This window comes from Schlesneria paludicola DSM 18645 (assembly GCF_000255655.1).
Taxonomy (GTDB): domain Bacteria; phylum Planctomycetota; class Planctomycetia; order Planctomycetales; family Planctomycetaceae; genus Schlesneria; species Schlesneria paludicola.
The window spans coordinates 646,626-666,969 of the sequence record NZ_JH636436.1; the positions used below are offsets into that span (position 1 = coordinate 646,626).

The 20,344-nt window shown below is 56.4% G+C and carries 17 protein-coding genes; 3 read left to right on the top strand and 14 right to left on the bottom strand.

The features are described 5' to 3' along the window. The first annotated feature begins 112 nt into the window (after positions 1–112). Positions 113–1,096: a D-alanine--D-alanine ligase family protein gene (locus OSO_RS46480; protein WP_010587656.1), complete on the top strand. Its 984-nt coding sequence runs from the start codon at positions 113–115 to the stop codon at positions 1,094–1,096. A gap of 148 nt (positions 1,097–1,244) precedes the next feature. Next, a complete protein-coding gene (locus OSO_RS0136035; protein ID WP_157605948.1) occupies positions 1,245–2,207 on the top strand; it encodes a cell division protein FtsQ/DivIB in 963 nt (320 codons plus the stop codon). 318 nt (positions 2,208–2,525) lie between these two features. Here OSO_RS0136035 and OSO_RS0136040 read toward each other — a convergent pair whose 3' ends face one another. Then, positions 2,526–3,077, bottom strand: a complete 552-nt coding sequence (locus tag OSO_RS0136040) for an RNA polymerase sigma factor (protein WP_010587658.1) — start codon at positions 3,075–3,077, stop codon at positions 2,526–2,528. 1,252 nt (positions 3,078–4,329) lie between these two features. Here OSO_RS0136040 and OSO_RS51145 point away from each other — a divergent pair. Beyond that, the gene (locus tag OSO_RS51145; RefSeq protein ID WP_157605951.1) at positions 4,330–4,740 is read left to right on the top strand and encodes a hypothetical protein; all 411 of its coding nucleotides are present in this window, start codon (positions 4,330–4,332) and stop codon (positions 4,738–4,740) included. A gap of 358 nt (positions 4,741–5,098) precedes the next feature. Here the strand turns inward: OSO_RS51145 and OSO_RS46485 are convergent, their stop codons facing one another. From OSO_RS46485 to OSO_RS0136120, 13 genes are all read right to left on the bottom strand, one after another. Next, positions 5,099–5,899, bottom strand: a complete 801-nt coding sequence (locus OSO_RS46485) for a small multi-drug export protein (RefSeq protein WP_063710467.1) — start codon at positions 5,897–5,899, stop codon at positions 5,099–5,101. A gap of 198 nt (positions 5,900–6,097) precedes the next feature. After that, entirely contained in the window at positions 6,098–7,645 is a 1,548-nt protein-coding gene (locus tag OSO_RS0136065; protein ID WP_010587662.1) for an NADH-quinone oxidoreductase subunit N, read from the bottom strand. Then, positions 7,642–9,303 (bottom strand): complex I subunit 4 family protein, encoded by a 1,662-nt coding sequence (locus tag OSO_RS0136070; protein WP_010587663.1) that lies wholly within the window; start codon positions 9,301–9,303, stop codon positions 7,642–7,644. Before OSO_RS0136070 ends, OSO_RS0136065 begins: the two co-directional genes overlap by 4 nt. A gap of 73 nt (positions 9,304–9,376) precedes the next feature. Continuing rightward, on the bottom strand, positions 9,377–11,365 hold the full coding sequence (gene nuoL / locus OSO_RS0136075) for an NADH-quinone oxidoreductase subunit L (protein WP_040593784.1): 1,989 nt from the start codon (positions 11,363–11,365) through the stop codon (positions 9,377–9,379). A 112-nt stretch (positions 11,366–11,477) separates the two neighbouring features. Then, positions 11,478–11,921, bottom strand: a complete 444-nt coding sequence (gene nuoK / locus OSO_RS0136080) for an NADH-quinone oxidoreductase subunit NuoK (protein WP_010587665.1) — start codon at positions 11,919–11,921, stop codon at positions 11,478–11,480. Continuing rightward, positions 11,918–12,691, bottom strand: a complete 774-nt coding sequence (locus OSO_RS0136085; protein ID WP_010587666.1) for an NADH-quinone oxidoreductase subunit J family protein — start codon at positions 12,689–12,691, stop codon at positions 11,918–11,920. Before OSO_RS0136085 ends, nuoK begins: the two co-directional genes overlap by 4 nt. Positions 12,692–12,783: 92 nt before the next feature. Further along, a complete protein-coding gene (locus OSO_RS0136090) occupies positions 12,784–13,431 on the bottom strand; it encodes a NuoI/complex I 23 kDa subunit family protein (protein WP_010587667.1) in 648 nt (215 codons plus the stop codon). Between the two features lie 95 nt (positions 13,432–13,526). Further along, positions 13,527–14,741 (bottom strand): NADH-quinone oxidoreductase subunit NuoH, encoded by a 1,215-nt coding sequence (gene nuoH, locus OSO_RS0136095; protein ID WP_010587668.1) that lies wholly within the window; start codon positions 14,739–14,741, stop codon positions 13,527–13,529. 51 nt (positions 14,742–14,792) lie between these two features. Further along, positions 14,793–16,454, bottom strand: a complete 1,662-nt coding sequence (locus tag OSO_RS0136100) for an NADH-quinone oxidoreductase subunit G (RefSeq protein WP_010587669.1) — start codon at positions 16,452–16,454, stop codon at positions 14,793–14,795. A gap of 63 nt (positions 16,455–16,517) precedes the next feature. Further along, on the bottom strand, positions 16,518–17,852 hold the full coding sequence (nuoF, locus tag OSO_RS46490; RefSeq protein WP_040593788.1) for an NADH-quinone oxidoreductase subunit NuoF: 1,335 nt from the start codon (positions 17,850–17,852) through the stop codon (positions 16,518–16,520). A gap of 91 nt (positions 17,853–17,943) precedes the next feature. After that, positions 17,944–18,417: an NADH-quinone oxidoreductase subunit NuoE family protein gene (locus tag OSO_RS0136110; protein WP_010587671.1), complete on the bottom strand. Its 474-nt coding sequence runs from the start codon at positions 18,415–18,417 to the stop codon at positions 17,944–17,946. 107 nt (positions 18,418–18,524) lie between these two features. Then, entirely contained in the window at positions 18,525–19,745 is a 1,221-nt protein-coding gene (nuoD, locus tag OSO_RS0136115) for an NADH dehydrogenase (quinone) subunit D (RefSeq protein ID WP_010587672.1), read from the bottom strand. 84 nt (positions 19,746–19,829) lie between these two features. Next, a complete protein-coding gene (locus OSO_RS0136120; protein WP_010587673.1) occupies positions 19,830–20,324 on the bottom strand; it encodes an NADH-quinone oxidoreductase subunit C in 495 nt (164 codons plus the stop codon). Positions 20,325–20,344: the final 20 nt, after the last annotated feature.

Here is a 20,344-nt window from a genome sequence, read left to right on the forward strand (position 1 = left end):
ATCGGTGCAACCTCGGTAGGATCCATATGGACTTGGCGCGTCGCGACTGCGTTCCGTGACAATCCGGCCGATTGTCAAACTCAATTGCGGTCTGATCGCAAGGAAGCGGTCCATGAATCCATCGATTCACTCGTTACGAATTGCGGTGCTCGCGGGTGGTGATTCCGATGAGCGTCCGATCAGCCTGAAAAGTGGTGCTGCGGTCGAGGCGGCATTGTCGCAGTTCGGTCATCGCGCTCTGCATCTTGATCCAGCAATCGTCGAATTGAGAGGCGTCGATTGGAGCCAGTTTGATGTGGCGTTCATCGCGTTGCACGGCCGATTCGGTGAGGATGGGCAGGTTCAGCAATTGCTCGACGACGCGGGTATGCGTTACACGGGAAGCTCTGCGGCGGCTTCACGACTTGCGTTCAGCAAGTCGGCGGCGAAAGAGCGATTTTTGCAATCGGGCGTACCGACTCCCGCATATGCCCTGATTCATTACACCGATGATTTCGACCGGATACAGCAGCAGGCCGAGACTGTGGGTTATCCGCTGGTCGTCAAACCGGATACCCAGGGTTCAAGCCTAGGGATCAGCATCGTGCGAAAGCGTGAGCAGCTTTCGGGCGCCCTCAAACGATGTTTTGAATTCGACGGATTCGGGTTGATCGAGGCCATGATCGAGGGCACAGAGTGGACTGTCGGTTTTATCGATTCGCAGACGCTGCCAGCGATCAAGATCGAAACCGATCGTGAGTTCTTCGATTGGCAGGCAAAGTATGACGATGATGCGACGCGTTACATTTTCGACGCCAAGCTGCCGATGCCCGTCATTGAACGTATCGAATCTGCGGCACGCGATGCCTGCAGATCACTGGGGACCAGTGGCTTGATGCGAGTTGATCTTCGCGTGGACGATGCACAGCAGCCATGGGTGCTGGAAATCAATACCATTCCTGGATTTACCGATCACAGCCTGTTGCCCAAGGCCGCGGCCCGAATGGGGATCTCGTTTCCGCAGTTGTGCGATCAGGTCGTACAGTCGGTGATGGGCCACCAACCGCCACAACCGCACATCTTGCAGGCTGTTCGAGTGCGACGAGCCGCTTCGTAACGGACGAGTTCGCAGAAAACGCGAGATCGTCCATGATCGGCATCATCTGCCGATCGTGGACGATCCGATCTTTCCATCATGCGGTGCGAACCGTTCGTGCTGCGCGGTGTGAAACTCGTTGGATTGCAGCGATCCTATGGCTCGTGCGGTGAAACACAGTGCTGAAGCCAAGAAGACGACAGTGGCGGTTGCTCCCAATTCTTTGATGGAAGCGTTCTTCCGTCCGGGTACCTTGTTTCGGCTGTCTCTACTGGCAGGGGTCTGCGCCCTCTGGCCTTATGCGGCGCAGCGGCTTCCTTCGCTTGCCAAGCGCGCGGAATATCAAACGACATTTTCGGCGATCCAGATTAGCCCGACCCCAACCGGGCCAGTTCCCGCGAATCTCGTTGAGCAGGTCGAGCGGCAATTTGACGTTTCGCGAGAACTTTCGATTCTTGACGAGCGACTCGCTGCCGACGTTGCGGAAGCGTTTCGTCAGCATCCGTGGGTCGCACGTGTTGTGAGTGTGCGTAAATCGTTTCCCGCTGCGATTCGTGTTGAGCTGGAATATCGGCGACCTGTGGCCATGGTTCAGGTTCCTGGTGGCCGGATTCCGATTGATCTATCAGGAGTTGTCCTCCCGACGGCTGATTTCTCGGCCAATGATCTGGCGAGTTTTCCCTTGATTCAGAACATCGCACCGAGTCCCTCGTTGCGGCCGGGATCAGTCTGGAAAGACCCGGCGTTGCAGTCGGCGGCCAAGCTGGCCAATTTACTTCGAGACAAATGGCAGCCGCTGAAGCTCGAAGCGATCTTTGTGCCGCGAGAGGATCCGTCCAGTGATCCAAAAGACGTCTCACTGGTGCTGATCGGACAGGGAAGTTCACGAATTCTTTGGGGGCGTGCACCCGGAAGTGATCACCCTGGAGAGCTTGAGCCCGTCCAAAAGATTCGCCGCCTCGAGAACTATCTGACCGAATTCGGCGATTACACGCAGCCGAAAGGTCCATATGAGATTGATATTCGGCACTGGCGTGAAAACTCACGGCGTCCCCTGGTCAGTGAGCAAAGTCAGGCAAAGCCGCCCAAGAATCTGCAGAGTTCCGAAGGCAAGCGAAAGACGCGCAGTTGAGTTGTCGCGCGGTGTCGCTGGAATGAACTCAATGCGCTCCCGCCTTTCCAGCGACTGATCACGCGTGACGTCGTGTGAGGCGGCAATTTTTGTGAATAACTCTTCGATGTCCATGGCGACCTCAAGCCCGTCCGGCTCTTCTCTGTGCCTCCGCGCCCCTGTGTCTCTCACTCCAACCAATGCGCGCCCGAGCGAGAACCGACGACCAGTGGGGCCAACGGGGAGGTGAGAGGCACAAAGTCACCGAGAAAGGGAGGGCGTTGATGTCCCGCAGCTCGGTGTTTCATCTCTCGATGAAACACCGAGCAACAGAAGTCCTCAGACGAGTTGCAACTGTGCCAATTCTTCACGCAATCGGATTCTCGCGGTATGCAGCCGTCGTTTGATCGTTCCCACGGGGCTGCAGAAACGGTCGCTCATTTCGATCAGTGACTGGCCTTCGAAGTAGAAGGCGACCAAGGTCTGCCGATCGAGATCGCGAAGGCGTTCCAGTCCCCCACGCAACTGGGCCGCTTCTTCACCCGTCATCAAGACATCCAGTGGCGATCGTGTTTCCGCATCGACGGCACCCAGGACTTCTGGATCCTGAGGAGCCACGGGGGGCCGCCTGACGGCCCGGTTGATGGCCAGGCGAACGGCGATTCGCCGCAACCAGCCAGGAAAGCGCTCAGGCTCTCGCAACTGATTCAGCTTTCGCATGGCTTGAACGAACACGTCCTGTGTCAGCTCTGCCGCTTCTGCGTGGTTTCGTAAACGCCTTAAGGCGATCGCGTACACGGTTGATTCGAACCGTGTCACGAGTTCGCCGAACGAGGCCCGGCATCCTGCTTGGGCCAGCAACACAATTGGCAAAAAGTCTTCATTGTCCATTTATATGACTCGTTTCCTGAGCCAGAAAACAAGACGATGCGTCTTTGTTTTGGCTGGCTGTGAATTTGGTCGAATTCTGTTGAGGACCAACGAGGGGATAAGCTGAACCGAACGTGCAGACGTGATTCATCACGCGCCACCCGAACGCCCACCAAGTCCACCCGCTGAGTTCAAGTAAATGGAGCCACCAAACAAAACACGCTGTGCGCGGTCTGCTGGCGTTGTCCAATTACGACTCACCGGAATCCGAGAAGAAAATGTCCCGTACTCGGAATGCTCAGCCGCATAAGTTGCGATTGAGGACCAACGTCGCCCAGACTGTTGCCGGCAGAGGTAGATGGTGACTTTCATGTCGCCACATACCGCCAGCAGGGCCGTTGGTCAGATGCGTCGTCTGTAGGCACGTCCGCCAACGTCGACTTGATTCAAGTACGACATGGGGGGGCGTTACCGAACTCGGCATCGGTACAGGAGATTTCGAGACCGGATACATATCGCAGGGTTTAAAAGAGGGATACGCACGACGTGCATTCGCGCCATCCACAACCAGAGCGCCCTGAATACCGGCAGCATTGGCGTTGATAATTGCGTTCTGAATGCGATTGATAGCTTGCATCGTGAATACCTCCTGCGATTGCCGCAGTCTCCAGGAAACGAGATTGATTCTGTGTTCGGAAAAATTCCGCAAATACGAAGAACTTCGTGGATCACGCCCCACAAACCGCGCGCGGAAAGGAAACAATTTCCTCCGCGGTTATTCGAATAGACGGTTTTATCCGTCCAAAGGTTCACGGGATTTTAGCCAGTTTCCTGGATTTTTCCGCTACAAATTTGACGGATTGTCATAAGTTGTTTTTCAAAAAATGTTTGCGGCAAATCTGCCCTAAAAAGAAAAAACAGAAAAATCAGCGTAATCGCTAAAGTTTGACGCCACGCCACGCCGAAATAAGAGGAACAGGATGCTCTGTGCTTGGTCTTCCTAATAGAGCTAGGAACTCGAATGAAACTTCTGCGATTTCTGACAGCGATCACGATGACGTTGTCTATGGTTGGTTGCTGCTGCGGTCGAAACGTCGTTTCGGACTGCTGTGATCCCTGTGGTGGGATGTCACCGGGGCGAGGGCTGATTCGATTCCCCGGGCTTCGTGGCGGGTTTGGCGGTTATTCTGCGTGTGGATGCGATAGCTGCGGAACAAGTGGTTGGAGCGAATATCCTAGTGACGGCGGCTGCTCTTCTTGTGGGAGCCCGGCGATGTCGACCTATGGTACACCCAGCACTGGTGGTGGTGGGTGCAACTGTGGTTCCACGTCATCCCCGTCGTCGGTGAACTATCCACCTGCTGGATTGCCTTCGACCCCGACTCCACTGCCCAGTGTCGATACGAACTCACCAGCCGCACCGGCGCCTCCGATCTCGCCGGCAACACCAAGTGACATTCCGCCTGCAAGTTCAACCATGATTCCTCCTTCAACGCCCGCCACGCAAATGGTGTCGTATGAAGAATTCCAGAAGCTGCCCGGAACCGTGATTTCGGGGCCAGGAATGGGCACTGGTTCGGCACCGGGATCCTCGCCGCGCCTGTTCAACCGGCCCGTCAATGGTCCCTCGCAACCAATGGTGTCCGCACAAGGACAATCACAAGTCTGGGTTCAGGCGAAATAGTCCGCGATCTTCGGCAACGGTGAAAAACTTCAAAACGGCCTCTCGTCTGACGAGAGGCCGTTTTGTTTTGGCTTCAGTCACATCCACTGAGCCGTCATTTCTTGCCCGAGAGTGAACGCGACCACGAGGCTTCGTAGTCTGTTGAAATCATTTCGCGGAGGTCTCAGTGGTGGTCGATTCCTCAGAAACAAGAGACTCACCAGGGAGAATCTGAGGTCACAGAGAATGACGTCATTGAAACGAGCATCATTGAAATGCGATATCCGATGTTGAAACCCTGATGTTACACGTCCGAAAATTCTTCATCGCGCTGAAATCGTCGCGCCGACCATACTTCGTCGCGAAGGCCCGGTTCGGCCTACTTCGAAACGACGTTCGTGGAGTTTGGTTGAACTCCCGCCTGTTCTGCCTGGCGCTGCTGTTCGAAGGCACGCTTCATCGAAGAATAGCGGCGTTCCAGGAAGACGATGATCAGCACGATGATCAATACGCCGCCCCATTTGACGATGAGCGAATCTGCGGGAAGGTATTCAACGACCAATTCCGCCAGAAAGAGCATCGCGGCATTTCCGATGACGGCTCCGATCGTGCTGCCCCAGAAAATTGCCCAGCGAGACAGGCCCAGCAAGCGACCAAAGATGGCGCCGCCGACGCTGCCTGTCGCAGCCAGGGGAAAGGCAATAAATGCCAACAACCCCAGGAATGTCATCCGTTTCATCCACGGCTGGTGAGCCAGAATGAATTCGCTGTCGCTGGATAAGGCCGCGATTTTGGGGCCAATCCAGGGCACGCGAAACATGAATCCCACATGGAACGCGAAGAACAGAGCCACCATGACATCTTGGAACGTGACCATCCAGAACAGGTGCGTCGGTTCAAGTCCCGGAAACGGCGTAATGATCGAAAATCGGCCCAGGAATGCGAAGGATGCCGCGGTCGCCCAAAGCAGATGTTTACAGAACGTCGGGCCCGCGACGACATAGACCGCCGCGAATGCTGCCAAGGTCAGAATGAAGGGACCAATGAGCGTCCCCAGCCAGAGCGGAAAATAGTTCTTGTGAAACGTCTGCTCGAATTCAAGAAACGATTCCAGCAACTGCTCATGTTCATGAGCGGTCGGAACCGTGTGATTGTTCGGTGGGGGAGCAGCTTCAGCCATGGATGTCGACGGAGTCGTCTGGGCGACCTTCCCAACGTGAAAATGGATCAGCGATTCATCAAGAATCATACACCAGAGGTGAACAGGTGGGCGACTGAGAATAGGCAGTCGGCCCACCGGGTTCAATTGCTGACCGCTTTTGTTGCCGCAGGAATGGCTATCCGGTCGTGCTCACGTCATCCGAGAACTGTCGCCGATTTATGGCATGATGCTTTGAATTGGTACCCAGAGCCATCCCGGCATGAAGAACAGTCCCAGCGTTGCCGCGAGGCAGATTCCCCCAGCGATCAGGGAGGGTGCTTCGGCCGCTGCTGGCGACTCGTCGCGATAGATCGGATCACGCAGGAACATGACTCCGATGATCTTCAGATAGTACCATGCACCCAAGGCCGCATTGATCGCGAGGACGACGGCGAGCCATCGACTGGAGTCATACCCCTGCGACCAGGCCGCGAAGAACAGGTTCAATTTGCCGAGGAAGCCAGCCGTCGGTGGCAGGCCGGAAAGGCTGAACAAGAAGACTGCGAACACCAGGGCCAACGCGGGACGGGACTTCGCCAACCCTGAAAGGTCGTCGAGAGTCTCGATTGGCTTGTCTCCACGACGGGCCGCGATCAGAACGGCGAATGCACCTAGCGTCATCGCTCCATATACCGCCAGATAAAACAGCATCGCGCCGATGCCGCTGACGGCGTGTCCACCCGTGCGGTTGAGCACGTCCTTGGTGATTTCGTGTTCCAGCCCCACAATCAAACCGACCAGCATGTATCCGGCATGCGACACGCTGGAATAGGCCAGCAGACGACGAATGTCGGTTTGCATAAGGGCCATCAGGTTTCCCACGAACATCGTGACCACGGCCAGCCACCACAGCAGCGGTGTCGCGGCGGGGGTCATAGTCCAAGAATTCATGGCTTGTTCGGCACCCGTGGCGGGAACCATCAATCGAAGAAGGGCAACGAACCCGGCAATCTTGGGCACAAACGACAGCATGGCCGCAGCCGAGGTCGGAGCACCTTGGAACACGTCGGGAGCATAGAAGTGGAATGGCACGGCTGTCAGTCGGAATCCGAGTCCCGCGATCAGCATGACCGTGGCGACGGCAACCAGCGGATTGGCGGGCTGACCTTGAGCTCCTGCAAACGCGGCGTGAATTGCGCCGAGATTTGTCGTTCCCGTGGCACCGTACAAGTAGCTCATTCCAAACAGCACGATTGCCGACGAAAAGATGCTAAGAAGGAAGTATTTTAGGGTGGCTTCCTGGGCGGGTGCATCGCGACGTGGAAGCAGCAGGAACAGGTAAGTTGGGATGCTGACGAGTTCGAGTGCAACAAACAGCCCGATCAGATCGTTGGCTGCAGCGATCAGGTTGACGCCAGCCAAAATGGCGAGCAGGCAGGCATGGCATTCTGCCGAACGCGAATCGTCGGCTTGATTCCATTGAAGCAGGACCAGTACGAATCCGGACGTCAGTGTCAGGCCGCGGATGTACCAGGTCAGTTCATCCAGCGCAAAGGGGCCAAACGTCCGCGCGACGGGCGTGCTTTGCCACCAGACCAGGCCGGCCATGATCAGCACCAGCAGGGACAGGAACCCCCATCGATGTCTGAGCCCTTCAGGGGCTTCGCCCTTTTCATTCACAAGGAATGGAGCGGCGAAAAAGATCAAGCACACGCCGGCCAGCAGGACGGCGTCAGGAGCGATCAGAGTCAGGGCGCTATTCAATTGTTGAATGGCTACGTTCACGGGCGAGTCTCCGAACCGAGAGCCATGCTCGGCATTGTCGTCAGGGATGCAGTTGTCACAGGCTTGATGTCGCCAACTTCACCATACAGCTTGGTCACGGCTTCGACATCGGGACGAATTAGATTCAGCAGTGGTTGCGGAAATAGACCCAAGACCAGGCACAGACCGAGCAGTGGGGCCAGTGCCGCCACTTCGCGGACATTCAGGTCGGTCACCGGTGCGTGTCCGTGACCGTGATCATCAGGCAGATGCACGGGGCCAAAAAAGGCGTGCTGCAACACACCCAGCACATACCACGCACCCAGTACGACACCCAGGGCACCGAGTGACGCGAGGATTACACCGAGGCCCGAACCGGCCTTGAACATTCCCGCCAGACACAGAAATTCACCCACAAAGCCGTTCAGGCCGGGGAGTCCGATACTGGCAAACGAGGTAAAGACCATGGCGACGGCGAGCAACGGCAACTTCGTGGCCATGCCACCAAGCTCGTCCAGTTTTCGCGTGTGATAGCGTTCGTAGAACATTCCGACGAGACAAAACAGAGCGCCCGTCGAAAGGCCGTGGTTGATCATCTGCAGCACGCCGCCGCTGACACCTTCGGTGTTCAACGCAAACAAACCCAACATGCAGAAACCCAAGTGAGCCACCGAACTGTAGGCCACCAATTTCTTGATGTCGTTCTGCGACAACGCACACAGGGAACCGTACAGGATGCCAATGACCGACATGGTTCCGATGAGTGGCAGTCCGATTTCTCGGCAGGCATAAGGCAGCATCGGCAACAGCAGGCGCAGGAAACCGTATGTTCCCAGTTTTAGCAACACACCGGCCAGCAAGACCGAACCTGCGGTGGGAGCTTCTACGTGGGCCAGTGGCAACCATGTGTGGAATGGGAACAGCGGTACCTTGATCATGAATCCGGCTGCGATCATCAGGAATAAGACGATCTGCGTCGAATCAGGTAGACCACCGGTCGCGAGAGCGGCCGCAAGGTCAGGAATGGCAAAGGGTGTGGTCAGTGTGGGGTTCTTCTGAACAACAGTCACAACCAACGAGATCAACCCGAGCAGGGTGATCAAGCTGCCCGACAGCGTGTAGATAAAGAACTTGCCAGCGGCGTAGCGACGCAACGGACCGCCCCAGATCCCGACCAGAAAGAACAAGGGGATGAGTGTGAATTCGAAGAACACATAGAACAACAAAATATCGAACGCACAGAAGACGCCGATCAGACCTGTTTCCAGAATCAGCAGGCAGGCATAGAACTCGGCCGCCCGTTCTTGAATCGCTGTCCAGGAAACCAGCACTGACGAGATGGTCAAGATCGTTGTCAACACGACCATGGCTAGACTGATGCCATCCAGCCCCAGGAAGAATTCGAACTTCACACCTGGACTATGGGGGCCTGCTTGGGACAGGTCGAGCCAGGTGTGCCGCTGCACCATTTGAGGATGAACGGGTCCCCGTTCTGCAGCCGGGACGGCGGGCAGTTGGAGATACTGCGCGGCGACCGCCCACGAGACGAGGAATGTCGTAATCGTGGCAAGCAGTGCGACCCAACGGGCACGCTGGGCAGTGGCCTTGGGGTCAAGCAGCAGCAGCATGGCGGCTGCGACTGCTGGCAGAAAAATCATGACGACTAACAAACTGGGCATCGAATCATACCTTTGCGGCGGAAAGCCGATTGCGGGCACAGGGAACGGATGACAGGCGTGGGTGTCGAACTCCTTACATCGTTCCCGCCAATGCTCGCAGCACCGAGATCAGGCAGACAATCAATCCGATCATCATGACGGTGCCATAATTCTGAACCATTCCATTCTGAATCGGGCGGATGATGCTGCCGAATAGCCCGGGAATGAACCCGAAACAGTCGACGATCGTGTCAACCACCCAGCGGTCAAATAGTTCGCAGACGGTTGCAAACGCTCGCAATGGTCCTGCCACAAACTTGTAGCCGCACCAGTCGATATACAACCCTTCATGAGAGATATTGAAGCCCAGCGACATCCCACGCTTTAGGTTTTGCGGGATTCCCGGCGAAACCACGTAGAACAGGTACGCCACACCGATGCCACCCAGAGCCAGAATCGTACTGATTCCCATCATGATGTAGTCTGGATCAAAGTGATGCGCTTCGGGCAGACCCGGTGTGTGATGCAGGTAATGGCCATAGAGCTCTGTCGGACCGGTGATGGCTCCGATGAACAAGGCTGCGATGGCGAGAATCGCCAATGGTCCTGCCATTGCGGGGGGCGCGTCGTGTGGATGATGTCCGGCTTCTTCCGGAAATTTCTCTTCACCCCAGAACGTCATGAAGTAGGCGCGGAAGGTATAGAACGCGGTCATCAGCGAGGTCAGCAGCGCGACGCCAAGAACCATTTGATAGTACTGTCCACGTGTGGGATCTTGAGAGGCATCGACGAGGACAGCCAGGATTTCGTCCTTACTCCAAAAACCAGACAGCAGCGGAAATCCGGACAGGGCCAGAGCACCCGCCAGGAACGTCCAGTGGGTAATCGGCAACGCTTTCCGCAAACCGCTGAATCGCCGCATGTCGATCACATCGCCCATCGCGTGCATCACCGAACCGGCTGCCAGGAAGAGCACCGCCTTGAAGAAGGCATGCGTAAACATGTGGAACATGGCGAACGTCACAGCATGAGTCGCCAGGCCTTCGCCGCCGCCAGCGGCTCCCAATGCCATAAACATGTAACCGAGCTGACTGACCGTCGAGTACGCGAGGACGCGTTTCAAGTCGTACTGGGTGAGCGCCGTGATTGCGGCGATCAAGGCCGTGGCAGCGCCGATGATCGAGACAATCAACTGCACACTGGGGGCGTGTACGAAGAAGGGAGTGCAGCGGGCGACGAGATACACCCCGGCGGTCACCATGGTCGCGGCGTGGATTAAGGCGGAGACCGGGGTGGGGCCTTCCATCGCATCAGGCAACCAGACCTGCAGCGGGAACTGAGCGGACTTGCCCACGGCACCCACAAACAGCAGTGCGCAGATCGCGGTGAAGATGGTCGGTTGCGTTGCCACGATTCGATTGATGGCATCGGGTGATTCGAACAAGGTGCCGAAATCGAGTGTCCCAAACGTCAACCAGATCAGCAGAATTCCCAGAATAAACCCGAAGTCACCGATACGGTTGACGACAAAGGCTTTCTTGGCTGCTGCGGCCGCGCTTGGCTTATGGAACCAGAACCCGATCAGCAGGTAGCTGCACAGCCCCACGGCTTCCCAGAAGACGAACATCATCAGGAAGTTGCCGGACAGGACCAGCATGCACATCGAGAAGACGAACAGGGACATCGCCGCGAAGAACCGGGGGTATCCGGGATCACCGGTCATGTAGCTGCTGGCGAAGATGGCAACCAGCAAGCTGACCGAAGTCACCATCGTCAACATGAGGGCTGACATGGCGTCAGCACGCAAGATAATCGGAACATCGATCGTGCCAATCTTGATCCATTGGTAGACCGTTTTCACGATGGCGTGGCTGGCTTCGTGCTCTTCATGACCGAACCCGCTCGGCACCACCACGCTGAGGAGGTACAGCGACGCCGCAAACGAGATCGCCAGACCGAGCACCAGGGGGCGGTGAGCGTACTTGCGACGGATGACATGTCCGACCAGCACGATCCAGGCACACGCCAGCAGCGGTGCGGTGGGAATCAGCCAGATCACGTTCTCTTTAAGCCACTCTGTCACGGTCAACTCCGAATATTCGTTTGCCCATGGACCGTTCCACGGGGCTTCAATCGTCAAACTTTGACTCGCTGACCCGCGATCAACAGTGTCGCGAGGTCACGCTGGCGTTTGGCTATGTCTTGGCCTGTGTCGGGCTGGGCGATTTTGGCATTCTTCCGGCCGGGGTCAGGTGTGGCAGATCCGCGTTCGGATCAGCAGGAGCCACGGTGGGGGATGCCACCCCGGAACCGGAGTACACTGGAAGATCGTCTTCACCCAGTTTGCCCCACAAGAACACGTCCAGCGACTTGCGACGCTGGTAAAGCGACAGAATCATTGCGAGTGCCAATCCTGCCTCGCACGCAGCGACGGTCAGCACGAAGATCGTGAAGATCTGACCTTGTGGATTGTTGTGATAGCGGCTGAAAGCGGTCAAATTGACCGAAACGCCATGCAGCATCAGTTCTGCTGAGAGCATGATCAGAATCAAGTTGCGACGCGTCAGGAAGCCGATCATCCCCAGGATGAACAGCGTTGCGCCGATGATCAACTGATTTTCCAAAGCGGTGGTCGTCATAGTGTTCCTTGTGACCTCCGCGGTGCGAGTGCGATGGCGCCGATCGTGGCAATCAACAGCACCGTTCCGGCCAACTCGACAAAGTAGAGATAATCTCCGAATAGCGAACGTCCCAGGACTTTCAGTGAACCGATTTCGCGGGAGGTGTTTGTTTCGGTGTACGCGGCCTGGCTGAGCGGATTCGCCTCGATGGTGACGGGAACGGCGATGAACTGCCCGGATTGCGGTGCGTCATTCGTTGATTTGCCGTCGATCCCACCCCATTGCTGGAGGGTCAACAAGAGTGCCCCCAGCAGGACGAACGCACCGAACGATGCCACTCCTGGCTGGAATGGGTGGTTATCGTAACCGCCGCTGGACGCGGTTTGCTGGGCAAGCATGATCACGAACATAAACGTCACGATGATCGCACCGGCATAGACGATAATGGTCGTCGCCGCCAGAAAGGGGGCCGAGTTGATCAGGAACAGGCCACAAACCGCCAGGGTCACGATTGCGAACCACAAGGCCGAGTAGACGGGGTTGCGGTCGGTCACCATCAACGTGGCACTGATGACTGCCGTCGCTGCAAAGACGAAAAACAGGGCGCTACGGATGAAGTCGCCCGTGGCGGGCAACAGCATGGGCTGGAGAGTCAGCAGGGCAGCCAGCCCTACGAGTCCACCAAGAATCCGCGGGCGATGCTTGCCTGCAGGCATCAGCAACCAAACGGCCAGCCAGCCCAATCCCAACGGGATCAGCAGCAGTCCGTTTTCTTTCAACCATTCCATCACAATTCATTCCCGTCAGAAGCAACTAGTTGCAGGAATCAAAATGAATTCAGCAGCCGAGGTGTTTGAGCCGTCACGCTCATACCGAGTGGTTACTCAATCACTCCCGCCGTGGAAGACTTGGCCGCGCGGTCGTCTGTTTTGACAGACGTCGCAGGGCCTAGCGTATGCAGTTCAACGAAATCACTGGCATGACCCAACTGGCCTTTGTGCGTCCGGATGGGGTTGTTGGGGGTGTCTTTGGTCTGGTCAAAGACGCTTAACAGTTTCTCTTTGTCGAACATCATTTCCTGGCGGGTCAACCCGACCAGATCGAAGATGTTGGTCAATTCGATGGAATCAACGGGACACGCTTCTTCGCACATCCCGCAGTAGATGCACTTCAGTTCGTCGATCACAAAGGATTTCGGGAACTTGTCGCGATCGGCCCAGTGAGGATCATCCTTCGGGGCATCCTGAGCGACGATGTCAATGCACCGAGCTGGGCATGCCGTGGCGCACATCATGCATGCCACGCATTTGACGCGACCTTTGTCGTCGCGATTCAAACGGTGTACGCCACGATAGTGTGTTGGCAGTGCCGGTTTTTGTTCTGGGTAGAATTCCGTGACGGGGTTGAAGTCCGTGACGTGATTTCCCGTCGTCCGCAAACCGTCGAAGACCGCGGGAAGGAATGTCGATTCCCAGAAGTTCATCGGCGGTTCTTCGACCCAGTCGACGTCTTTCGGATCAATGGCCATGATTCGTCCTTATCGTTCTTAACTTCCGCTTGTCCGTGATCGTCACGCGTTGATGGCGTTTCTGAGAAGCAATGCGGAGTTCAGTTGTGCAATCTTCAGTGTGCGTGTGCGTGATGTCCGGCCGCTTCAACGGGTACTGCGGCCAAACGTCGTGCGAATGGACGTGTCGCCTGAGTGCCCATCAAGCCCGCGCCCAAAATTAGTCCCAAAGACATTGGCAAGAGCCACCAGACGTTCAAATTGAATTGTTTGACGACCATCACAGTTACGACATTCAGCGTCGCCAACGGGATCATCACCTTCCAGGCAAGGCCCATCAGTTGATCGAATCGGAAGCGAGGAATTGTCCATCGCAACATCTGAATCACGATGATGAAGGCGAACGACTTGGTCAGCAGAACGAGAACCTTAACCAGGGTTGAACCCAGATAGTTACTGTTCGCTTCGGCGATGAATGGGAATTGCCAGCCACCGAAGAACAGGATGCTGGTCAGGAAGCTGATCGTGATGACGTGTGTGTATTCACCCAGGAAAAACAGACCCCATTTCATGGCGCTGTATTCGGTGTGCCAGCCACCGACGAGTTCTTGCTCACACTCTGACAAGTCAAACGGGAGACGCTGCGCTTCCGCCATGGCTGCGGTGAAAAAAAGAACGCACGCCAAAGGCTGAAACCAAATGTTCCAGCCAAAGATTCCTGCATTGGCCTGATGCAACAGGATCTTTTCGAGACTCATGGAATTGGTCAGCAGGGCGATACCAACCACCGACATTCCCAAGGGGATTTCGTAGCTGACCACTTGAGCGCTCGCCCGCATTGCACCAAGTGCGCTGTATTTATTGTTCGAGGCCCATCCACCGAGGATAACGCCGTACACGGCGAGGCTGCCGACTGCGAAAATGAAGATCAAACCCAGGTCAATCCCCGGGGCAATGATGAACGGAAATTGTCCGTCGGTCGAACTGAGGTTGTTTGGAACCGGTCCGAATGGCACAACGGCGAAAGCGAGCATCGTCGTGAATACTGAAATGCCCGGCGCAAGCAGAAACAAAACCTTGTTGACGTGACCCGGGATCACGTCTTCCTTGAGCAGCAGTTTGACCATGTCGGCGACGGGCTGAAGCAAACCCCAGGGACCAACCCGGTTGGGGCCGATGCGGTCTTGCATCCACGCGGACAGCTTACGTTCGAGCAGAATCAGGTAGGAACACACGCCCAAATTGATGTTCATCACGATGGCAATCGTGAGCATCGGCATGACGAAGGGGCGAGCCCATTCCGGAAACCAGTTGATGAGTTGTTCAAGCATGACGCGGATTGACTTGTCTTTAAAAAGGTTCCAAGGACAACATGCGGAACATCAACCGACTGGTTGAAGTGTGGCCGCGCCGGTCGAGGATAACAACACTCCCTCTTCGGACAGATCGCCCACCTTGAGCGCTGCCAGTGCGGGGATTTCGCCCGCGATTTCCTGTCGTAACGTCGAGGCGTGGAACAAGCCATGGCGTCCGGCGAGTTCCATTAAAATTCGTCCATCGGGCCGACTGAATTCCGGTCCACGCAATCCGCGATGAATGGCTTGTGCCAACCCAGCATGATTGACGAACGTACCATCTTTTTCGGCCCAGGCCGCCCCGGCGAGCACAAACTGAGCTTTGTCGCTTGCGGGTGTGGCGATCAGGTCTTGAACGATGAGCGTCTTCAGTTTGTCGAGCTTGCCGATGTCGGCTGCATCAATCCAGCCTTCAGGATCTCCACCCAGGACATACAGCGTGTCGATGCTGCCGCGGGTGACTTGTTCGAGAATTGCTGATTGCGTGACGACCTGTCCACCGAAATGCTTGAGGACGGCTTCGACACCGCGCTTGTTCGGGCACTTTTCGGCGCGGATCGTAAACTTCGTTGGCAGGACCGGTTTTCCGTGGACGTCCTTCGGGTACAGGTCATCGCCTCCGACCATCCGAACGTGCCCCAGCCCCAATTTCACCTCGGGATTGATCGACTTCGCGTATTTCGCGAGCAGATACGCTTCTTCAACGGTTGCCCACGGCGAGATCAGTACCGCCAGCTTGGATTTCGCCTGCTGCAAGGCGTTGCGGACGGCAGGCAGAATCGCATCCCAGTCTTTCGATGTGACCGTACCATTGGAACGTTGTTCAGGCGTCTTGAGCCGCTTGTCCGAATGGATGTACTTCCAGCCGAACCGACCTTCGTCACACATGAAGCTGCCCTGGGCCTGTGGATTTTCACGAGGCTTCAGGCGATACAGGACGTCTTCGTTCTGATCGACCGTGATGCTGCAACCGGTGCTGCAGTTTGGACAGACGCTGTTCTTCGACTTCAGCCACCAGACGCGCTGTTCGTAGAGGAAATCTTTGCTGCAGAGCGCACCCACCGGGCAAAGGTCGACAACATTACCAGCCAATTTGTTGTTACACGGTTCGCCGGGGAAGATGTCGATCTCTTCGTGCGTTCCGCGGCTGACGACCTGCATTTCGGCCGTGCCGCTGATCTCGCGCGTGAACCGCACGCAGCGCGTACACATGATGCAGCGATCGGTGAACAGAGTGATCTGATCGCCGATGTAATCTTTGTCCGGCTTGATGTTCTTAGGCTCTTGCAACCGGCTGTAACCGCGTCCGTACTTGTAGCTGTAGTCTTGCAAGCCGCATTCGCCAGCCTGATCGCAGACGGGGCAGTCGAGCGGGTGGTTCAGCAGCAGGTACTCAAGCGTCGCCTTCTGTGCGGCGAGCACCTTTTCACTGTTGGAAATCACGACCGTGCCATCTTTGACGGGAGTCTGACAACCGGGCAGCAGTTTGGGCTGCATGGCGATCGTGCCGTCCGGCTTTTTCTCGCCGACTTCGACCAGACACATGCGACAACTGGCGACGACCGATAGATCATGATGCCAGCAGTAGCTAGGGATTTCGTCACCGGCCCTTTGAGCAGCCTGAATGCAGTTCAGTCGCTCGTTGGCACCAATCTCAACCGGCTTGTTGTTAACGATAACTGTGGGCATAAGGCTTCAATGGCTTATCGTGGGATAGGGATGACTCAGAAGATCCAGTTGCAAGCAGGTTGCTCAGTGGACTTCCATCAATGCGTCTGAGGGTTTCACGGTTTTGCGTCCGGTGCGAATGTACTCTTCAAACTCGCCGCGGAACTTCTTGATCGCATTCTTGATCGGCCAGGCTGCTCCGTCGGACAGACCACAGATCGTGGTGCCGGGGATGATGCCCATCGACGAGGCGACTTCGACGAGAAGATCGAGGTCGCGCAGTTGGCCTTCGCCCATTCGAATTCGGGCGAGAATCTTGTGCATCCATGCGGTTCCTTCACGGCAGGGCGTGCATTGGCCGCACGATTCATGCGCAAAGAAGCGAGCACAGTTGAACAGGACGTCGACCATGCTGGTCTCATCGTCGATCACGGTGATCGCCGCCGTGCCGAGACCCAGGCAGCCGGCCTTGCCGGGGCCGTTGAAATCGAGTGGAAGATCCAATTCTTCCGCAGAGAGAAAGCCCATGCTGATTCCACCGGGAACGACCGCCTTGGCTTTGCGACCTTTCCAGACACCACCGGCATGCTTGTCGATCAATTCACGAGTTGTGATACCCATTGGCAGTTCAACACAACCCGGCTTATTGACGTGACCGCTGATGCAATACAGCTTGGGACCGTAGCTGCCGGCGTCGCGAGGATTGTTGGGGTCGGGCGGGACACCCAGACTCTTGAACCAGGCCGAACCGCGATCAAGAATTTGCTTGACGCATGCCATCGTTTCGATGTTGTTGACGATGGTGGGTTTTCGGAACAGCCCTTCGATGGCGGGGAACGGAGGCTTGATTCGTGGCCAGGCGCGTTTGCCTTCGAGGCTTTCGATCAGTCCGGTTTCTTCACCACAGATATAGGCCGCCGCACCGCGATGCAGCACAACGTCGAGATCGAATCCGGTACCATGGATGTTCTTTCCGAACAGTCCCTTGGCATAGCATTCGTCGACGGCCTTCTGCAAGACGCGATAGCTGCGACCATACTCGTATCGCAGATAGATATAGGCCTTGTTCGATTTAATGGCGAAGCAACTGATCGCAATCCCTTCGAGGATCTGATGGGGATCTTCTTCCATCAGGATGCGATTGTTGAACGTGGCCGGTTCGGATTCATCCGCGTTGATGGCGAGATAGATCGGTCCGGCATGGTCCTTTGGCAGGAACGTCCATTTTAATCCGGTGGGAAATCCGGCCCCGCCGCGACCGCGCAGCCCCGAATCTTTCACCAGATTGATGACGTCGACCGGTGGCATCGCGAGCGCTTTCTTGAAGCCCTCGTAGCCGCCGTCACGCAGGTAAGTTTCCAGCGACGCACTGTCTGGTTTCCCGACGCGTGCCAAAAGTGTTGGTTCAAAGGTGGGCATATGTGTCTCGGAAGAAGCATGCACGGTTCGTATCAGAATCGCCGTCGATTCTGGTCGCATCCGCTAGGCTTCCAACTCCTGAATTCGACTCTCACAAGGACTTCAAAAGTGCATCCGCCTTCTCGGGCGTGATGTTCATATGGGCTTCGTCATCGACCAGGATGCAGGGAGCGCCTTCGCAGGCACCCAGGCATTCGGCAAATTCCATCGTGATTTTTCCATCCGCGGACGTTTGCCCAGGATGCACATGCAACTTCTCGCACATGTGTTGCAGCAATTCTTCACCGCCGCGCAACATGCAACTGATGCTGCGGCAGACCCAGACGCGATGCTTTCCCAGCTTGTGCTTCTCGTCTTTGAAGAACTGGTAGAACGACATCGTGTCGTGGACTTCGGACGGGTGCAGTTCAAGCAGTTCCGCAATCTCACGGACAGCTTCGATCGAAACCGATCGCTGTGCGTCCTGCACCAAGTGCAGCGCTGGCAGGACGACGGCTCGCTTATTCGGGTACTTTGGGAATTGCGCCCGGATCTGGTCTCGCAATTCCTCGCTCAACACGCCCATCGTTTCTCTCACTTCACAACAAAACTTCAGTACTTTGCGCTGCGTCTGTCTTTTGCGCTGGTGGCCAGGGTGCCACGGAAATCTTCATGTCGTGGGCTGCGGCCCGGTTATCGATCCAACTCTGCGGCGATGATGTTCAAGCTCCCGAGAACCGCGACCACGTCGCTGAGCTGGTGGTTCTTGATGATCTGCGGGAACACCGAGAAGTGAACGTAGCTCGGGGGACGCGTTCGGGCGCGGTACGAACGCGGCGAACCATCGCCGACGATGTAGTAGCCCAGTTCCCCGTTTGGCGATTCGGTTGCCGCGTAGATTTCTTCTTTCGGAGTCGGGAAGCCGCGGTTTGGCATCATGACTTCGAAGTGCTGAATCAAACCCTCGATGCTGCGGTAAACGGACGGCTTGGCGGGAATGACGGCTTTGCTGCCGGCGTCAACGTTCACTGGGCCTTCGGGAATGTTCTCGATGCACTGCTCGATGATCTTGATGCTTTCGACCATTTCCTGCATTCGCACGAGATACCGTGCGTAGCAATCGCCGTCTTTCGCGGCGACGACTTTGAAGTCGAGGTCGGCATAGGCAAGGTAGGGCTCGTCCTTACGCAAGTCACGCAGCACACCACTGGCGCGGGCCAAGGGGCCTGTCACACCCATGTTGATGCAGTCTTCTGCGCTCAGATGGCCAATCCCTTTGACACGCTCGATGAAGATGCGGTTACGGGTGAGAAGGCGGTGCACTTCGGCATGGACGTCAGGGAAGCCTTTGACGAACGCCCGTACCTTGTCGACCCAGGCATTGTTGACATCAAACGCGACACCACCGACGCGAGTGTAGCTGGTGTGGAATCGCTGGCCCGAGGCGGTTTCAACGATGTCGTAGATGCGTTCACGCTGCTGGAAGAAATACAAGAACGCCGTGAAGCCGCCGAGGTCCAGTGCACAGGTTCCGGTGTTGAGCAGGTGATCCTGGATTCGCATCAGCTCGGCGAGAATTGTTCGCAGATACTTGCAGCGTGGAGTGATCTCGATCCCCAACAGCTTTTCGACGGCATGGTGCCACGAAATCTCGTTGTGCAGCGGCGAGATGTAGTTCATCCGGTCGACGATGGTGACGTACTGATTGAAGTCGAGGTGCTCACCCAGCTTTTCGAATCCTGAATGCAGGTATCCGATGTGGGGTACGGCATTGACGACCGTTTCACCGTCGAGCGTCAGGATCAGCCGCAACGTGGTGTGTGTGGCGGGGTGCTGCGGACCAAAGTTCAGCGTCCAGAGGTATTCCTTGTCTGGAGCGTCCATTTCGGCGAGATCAGATACTTCGAAAGGCATAATCGTCTCTTGGACGTGGAATTGTGATTGGAATCAGCTCGGCCGGGCGGTCAACGCGGCTCATCCATCGAAATCAAACGGAAATCAGCTTTCGGCGCGCGTCAGCACCGGGAAATTGTGTCGCTCGCCCAGTCCCTTGAGCGGATAGTCTTTTCGCAGCGGGTATGCGGTGAATTCATCGGGAGTCAGAATTCGTCGCAGATCGGGGTGTCCCGAGAACTTGATTCCGAACATGTCATAGACTTCACGTTCAAGCCAGTCGGCCGACTTCCACAGTGAATAGGCGGAAGGCAACACAGGGTCAGGATCGTTGACGTGTGTCTTCAGGATCAGCCGTTCGCCCCTCGTGGTGCTGACCAGGACGTAAACGACACCGAAGCGATCCTTGGCGCCTTCGTATTCGAGGTAGTCGACGGCGGTGACTTCCATCAACGTGTCGAACTGCAGGTCCTGCTTGAGATACGTCAGAATGTCGAGCAGATTCGCCGCTGGTACGGAAACGCGGTGATTGTCGCGAAACTGGCTGAAAGACAGTTCGGATTGCGGGAATCTGGATTTGAGAGAGTCTTCAGTGGGCATCGTGTGTCAACAGTCTTTTG

Coding starts and splice junctions, on each gene's coding strand:
- OSO_RS46480 (WP_010587656.1), top strand. CDS start 113: ATGAATCCATCGATTCACTCGTTACGAATTGCGGTGCTCGCGGGTGGT.
- OSO_RS0136040 (WP_010587658.1), bottom strand. CDS start 3,077: ATGGACAATGAAGACTTTTTGCCAATTGTGTTGCTGGCCCAAGCAGGA.
- OSO_RS51145 (WP_157605951.1), top strand. CDS start 4,330: ATGTCGACCTATGGTACACCCAGCACTGGTGGTGGTGGGTGCAACTGT.
- OSO_RS46485 (WP_063710467.1), bottom strand. CDS start 5,899: ATGGCTGAAGCTGCTCCCCCACCGAACAATCACACGGTTCCGACCGCT.
- OSO_RS0136070 (WP_010587663.1), bottom strand. CDS start 9,303: ATGCCCAGTTTGTTAGTCGTCATGATTTTTCTGCCAGCAGTCGCAGCC.
- nuoK (WP_010587665.1), bottom strand. CDS start 11,921: ATGACGACCACCGCTTTGGAAAATCAGTTGATCATCGGCGCAACGCTG.
- OSO_RS0136085 (WP_010587666.1), bottom strand. CDS start 12,691: ATGGAATGGTTGAAAGAAAACGGACTGCTGCTGATCCCGTTGGGATTG.
- OSO_RS0136090 (WP_010587667.1), bottom strand. CDS start 13,431: ATGGCCATTGATCCGAAAGACGTCGACTGGGTCGAAGAACCGCCGATG.
- nuoH (WP_010587668.1), bottom strand. CDS start 14,741: ATGCTTGAACAACTCATCAACTGGTTTCCGGAATGGGCTCGCCCCTTC.
- OSO_RS0136100 (WP_010587669.1), bottom strand. CDS start 16,454: ATGCCCACAGTTATCGTTAACAACAAGCCGGTTGAGATTGGTGCCAAC.
- nuoF (WP_040593788.1), bottom strand. CDS start 17,852: ATGCCCACCTTTGAACCAACACTTTTGGCACGCGTCGGGAAACCAGAC.
- OSO_RS0136110 (WP_010587671.1), bottom strand. CDS start 18,417: ATGGGCGTGTTGAGCGAGGAATTGCGAGACCAGATCCGGGCGCAATTC.
- nuoD (WP_010587672.1), bottom strand. CDS start 19,745: ATGCCTTTCGAAGTATCTGATCTCGCCGAAATGGACGCTCCAGACAAG.
- OSO_RS0136120 (WP_010587673.1), bottom strand. CDS start 20,324: ATGCCCACTGAAGACTCTCTCAAATCCAGATTCCCGCAATCCGAACTG.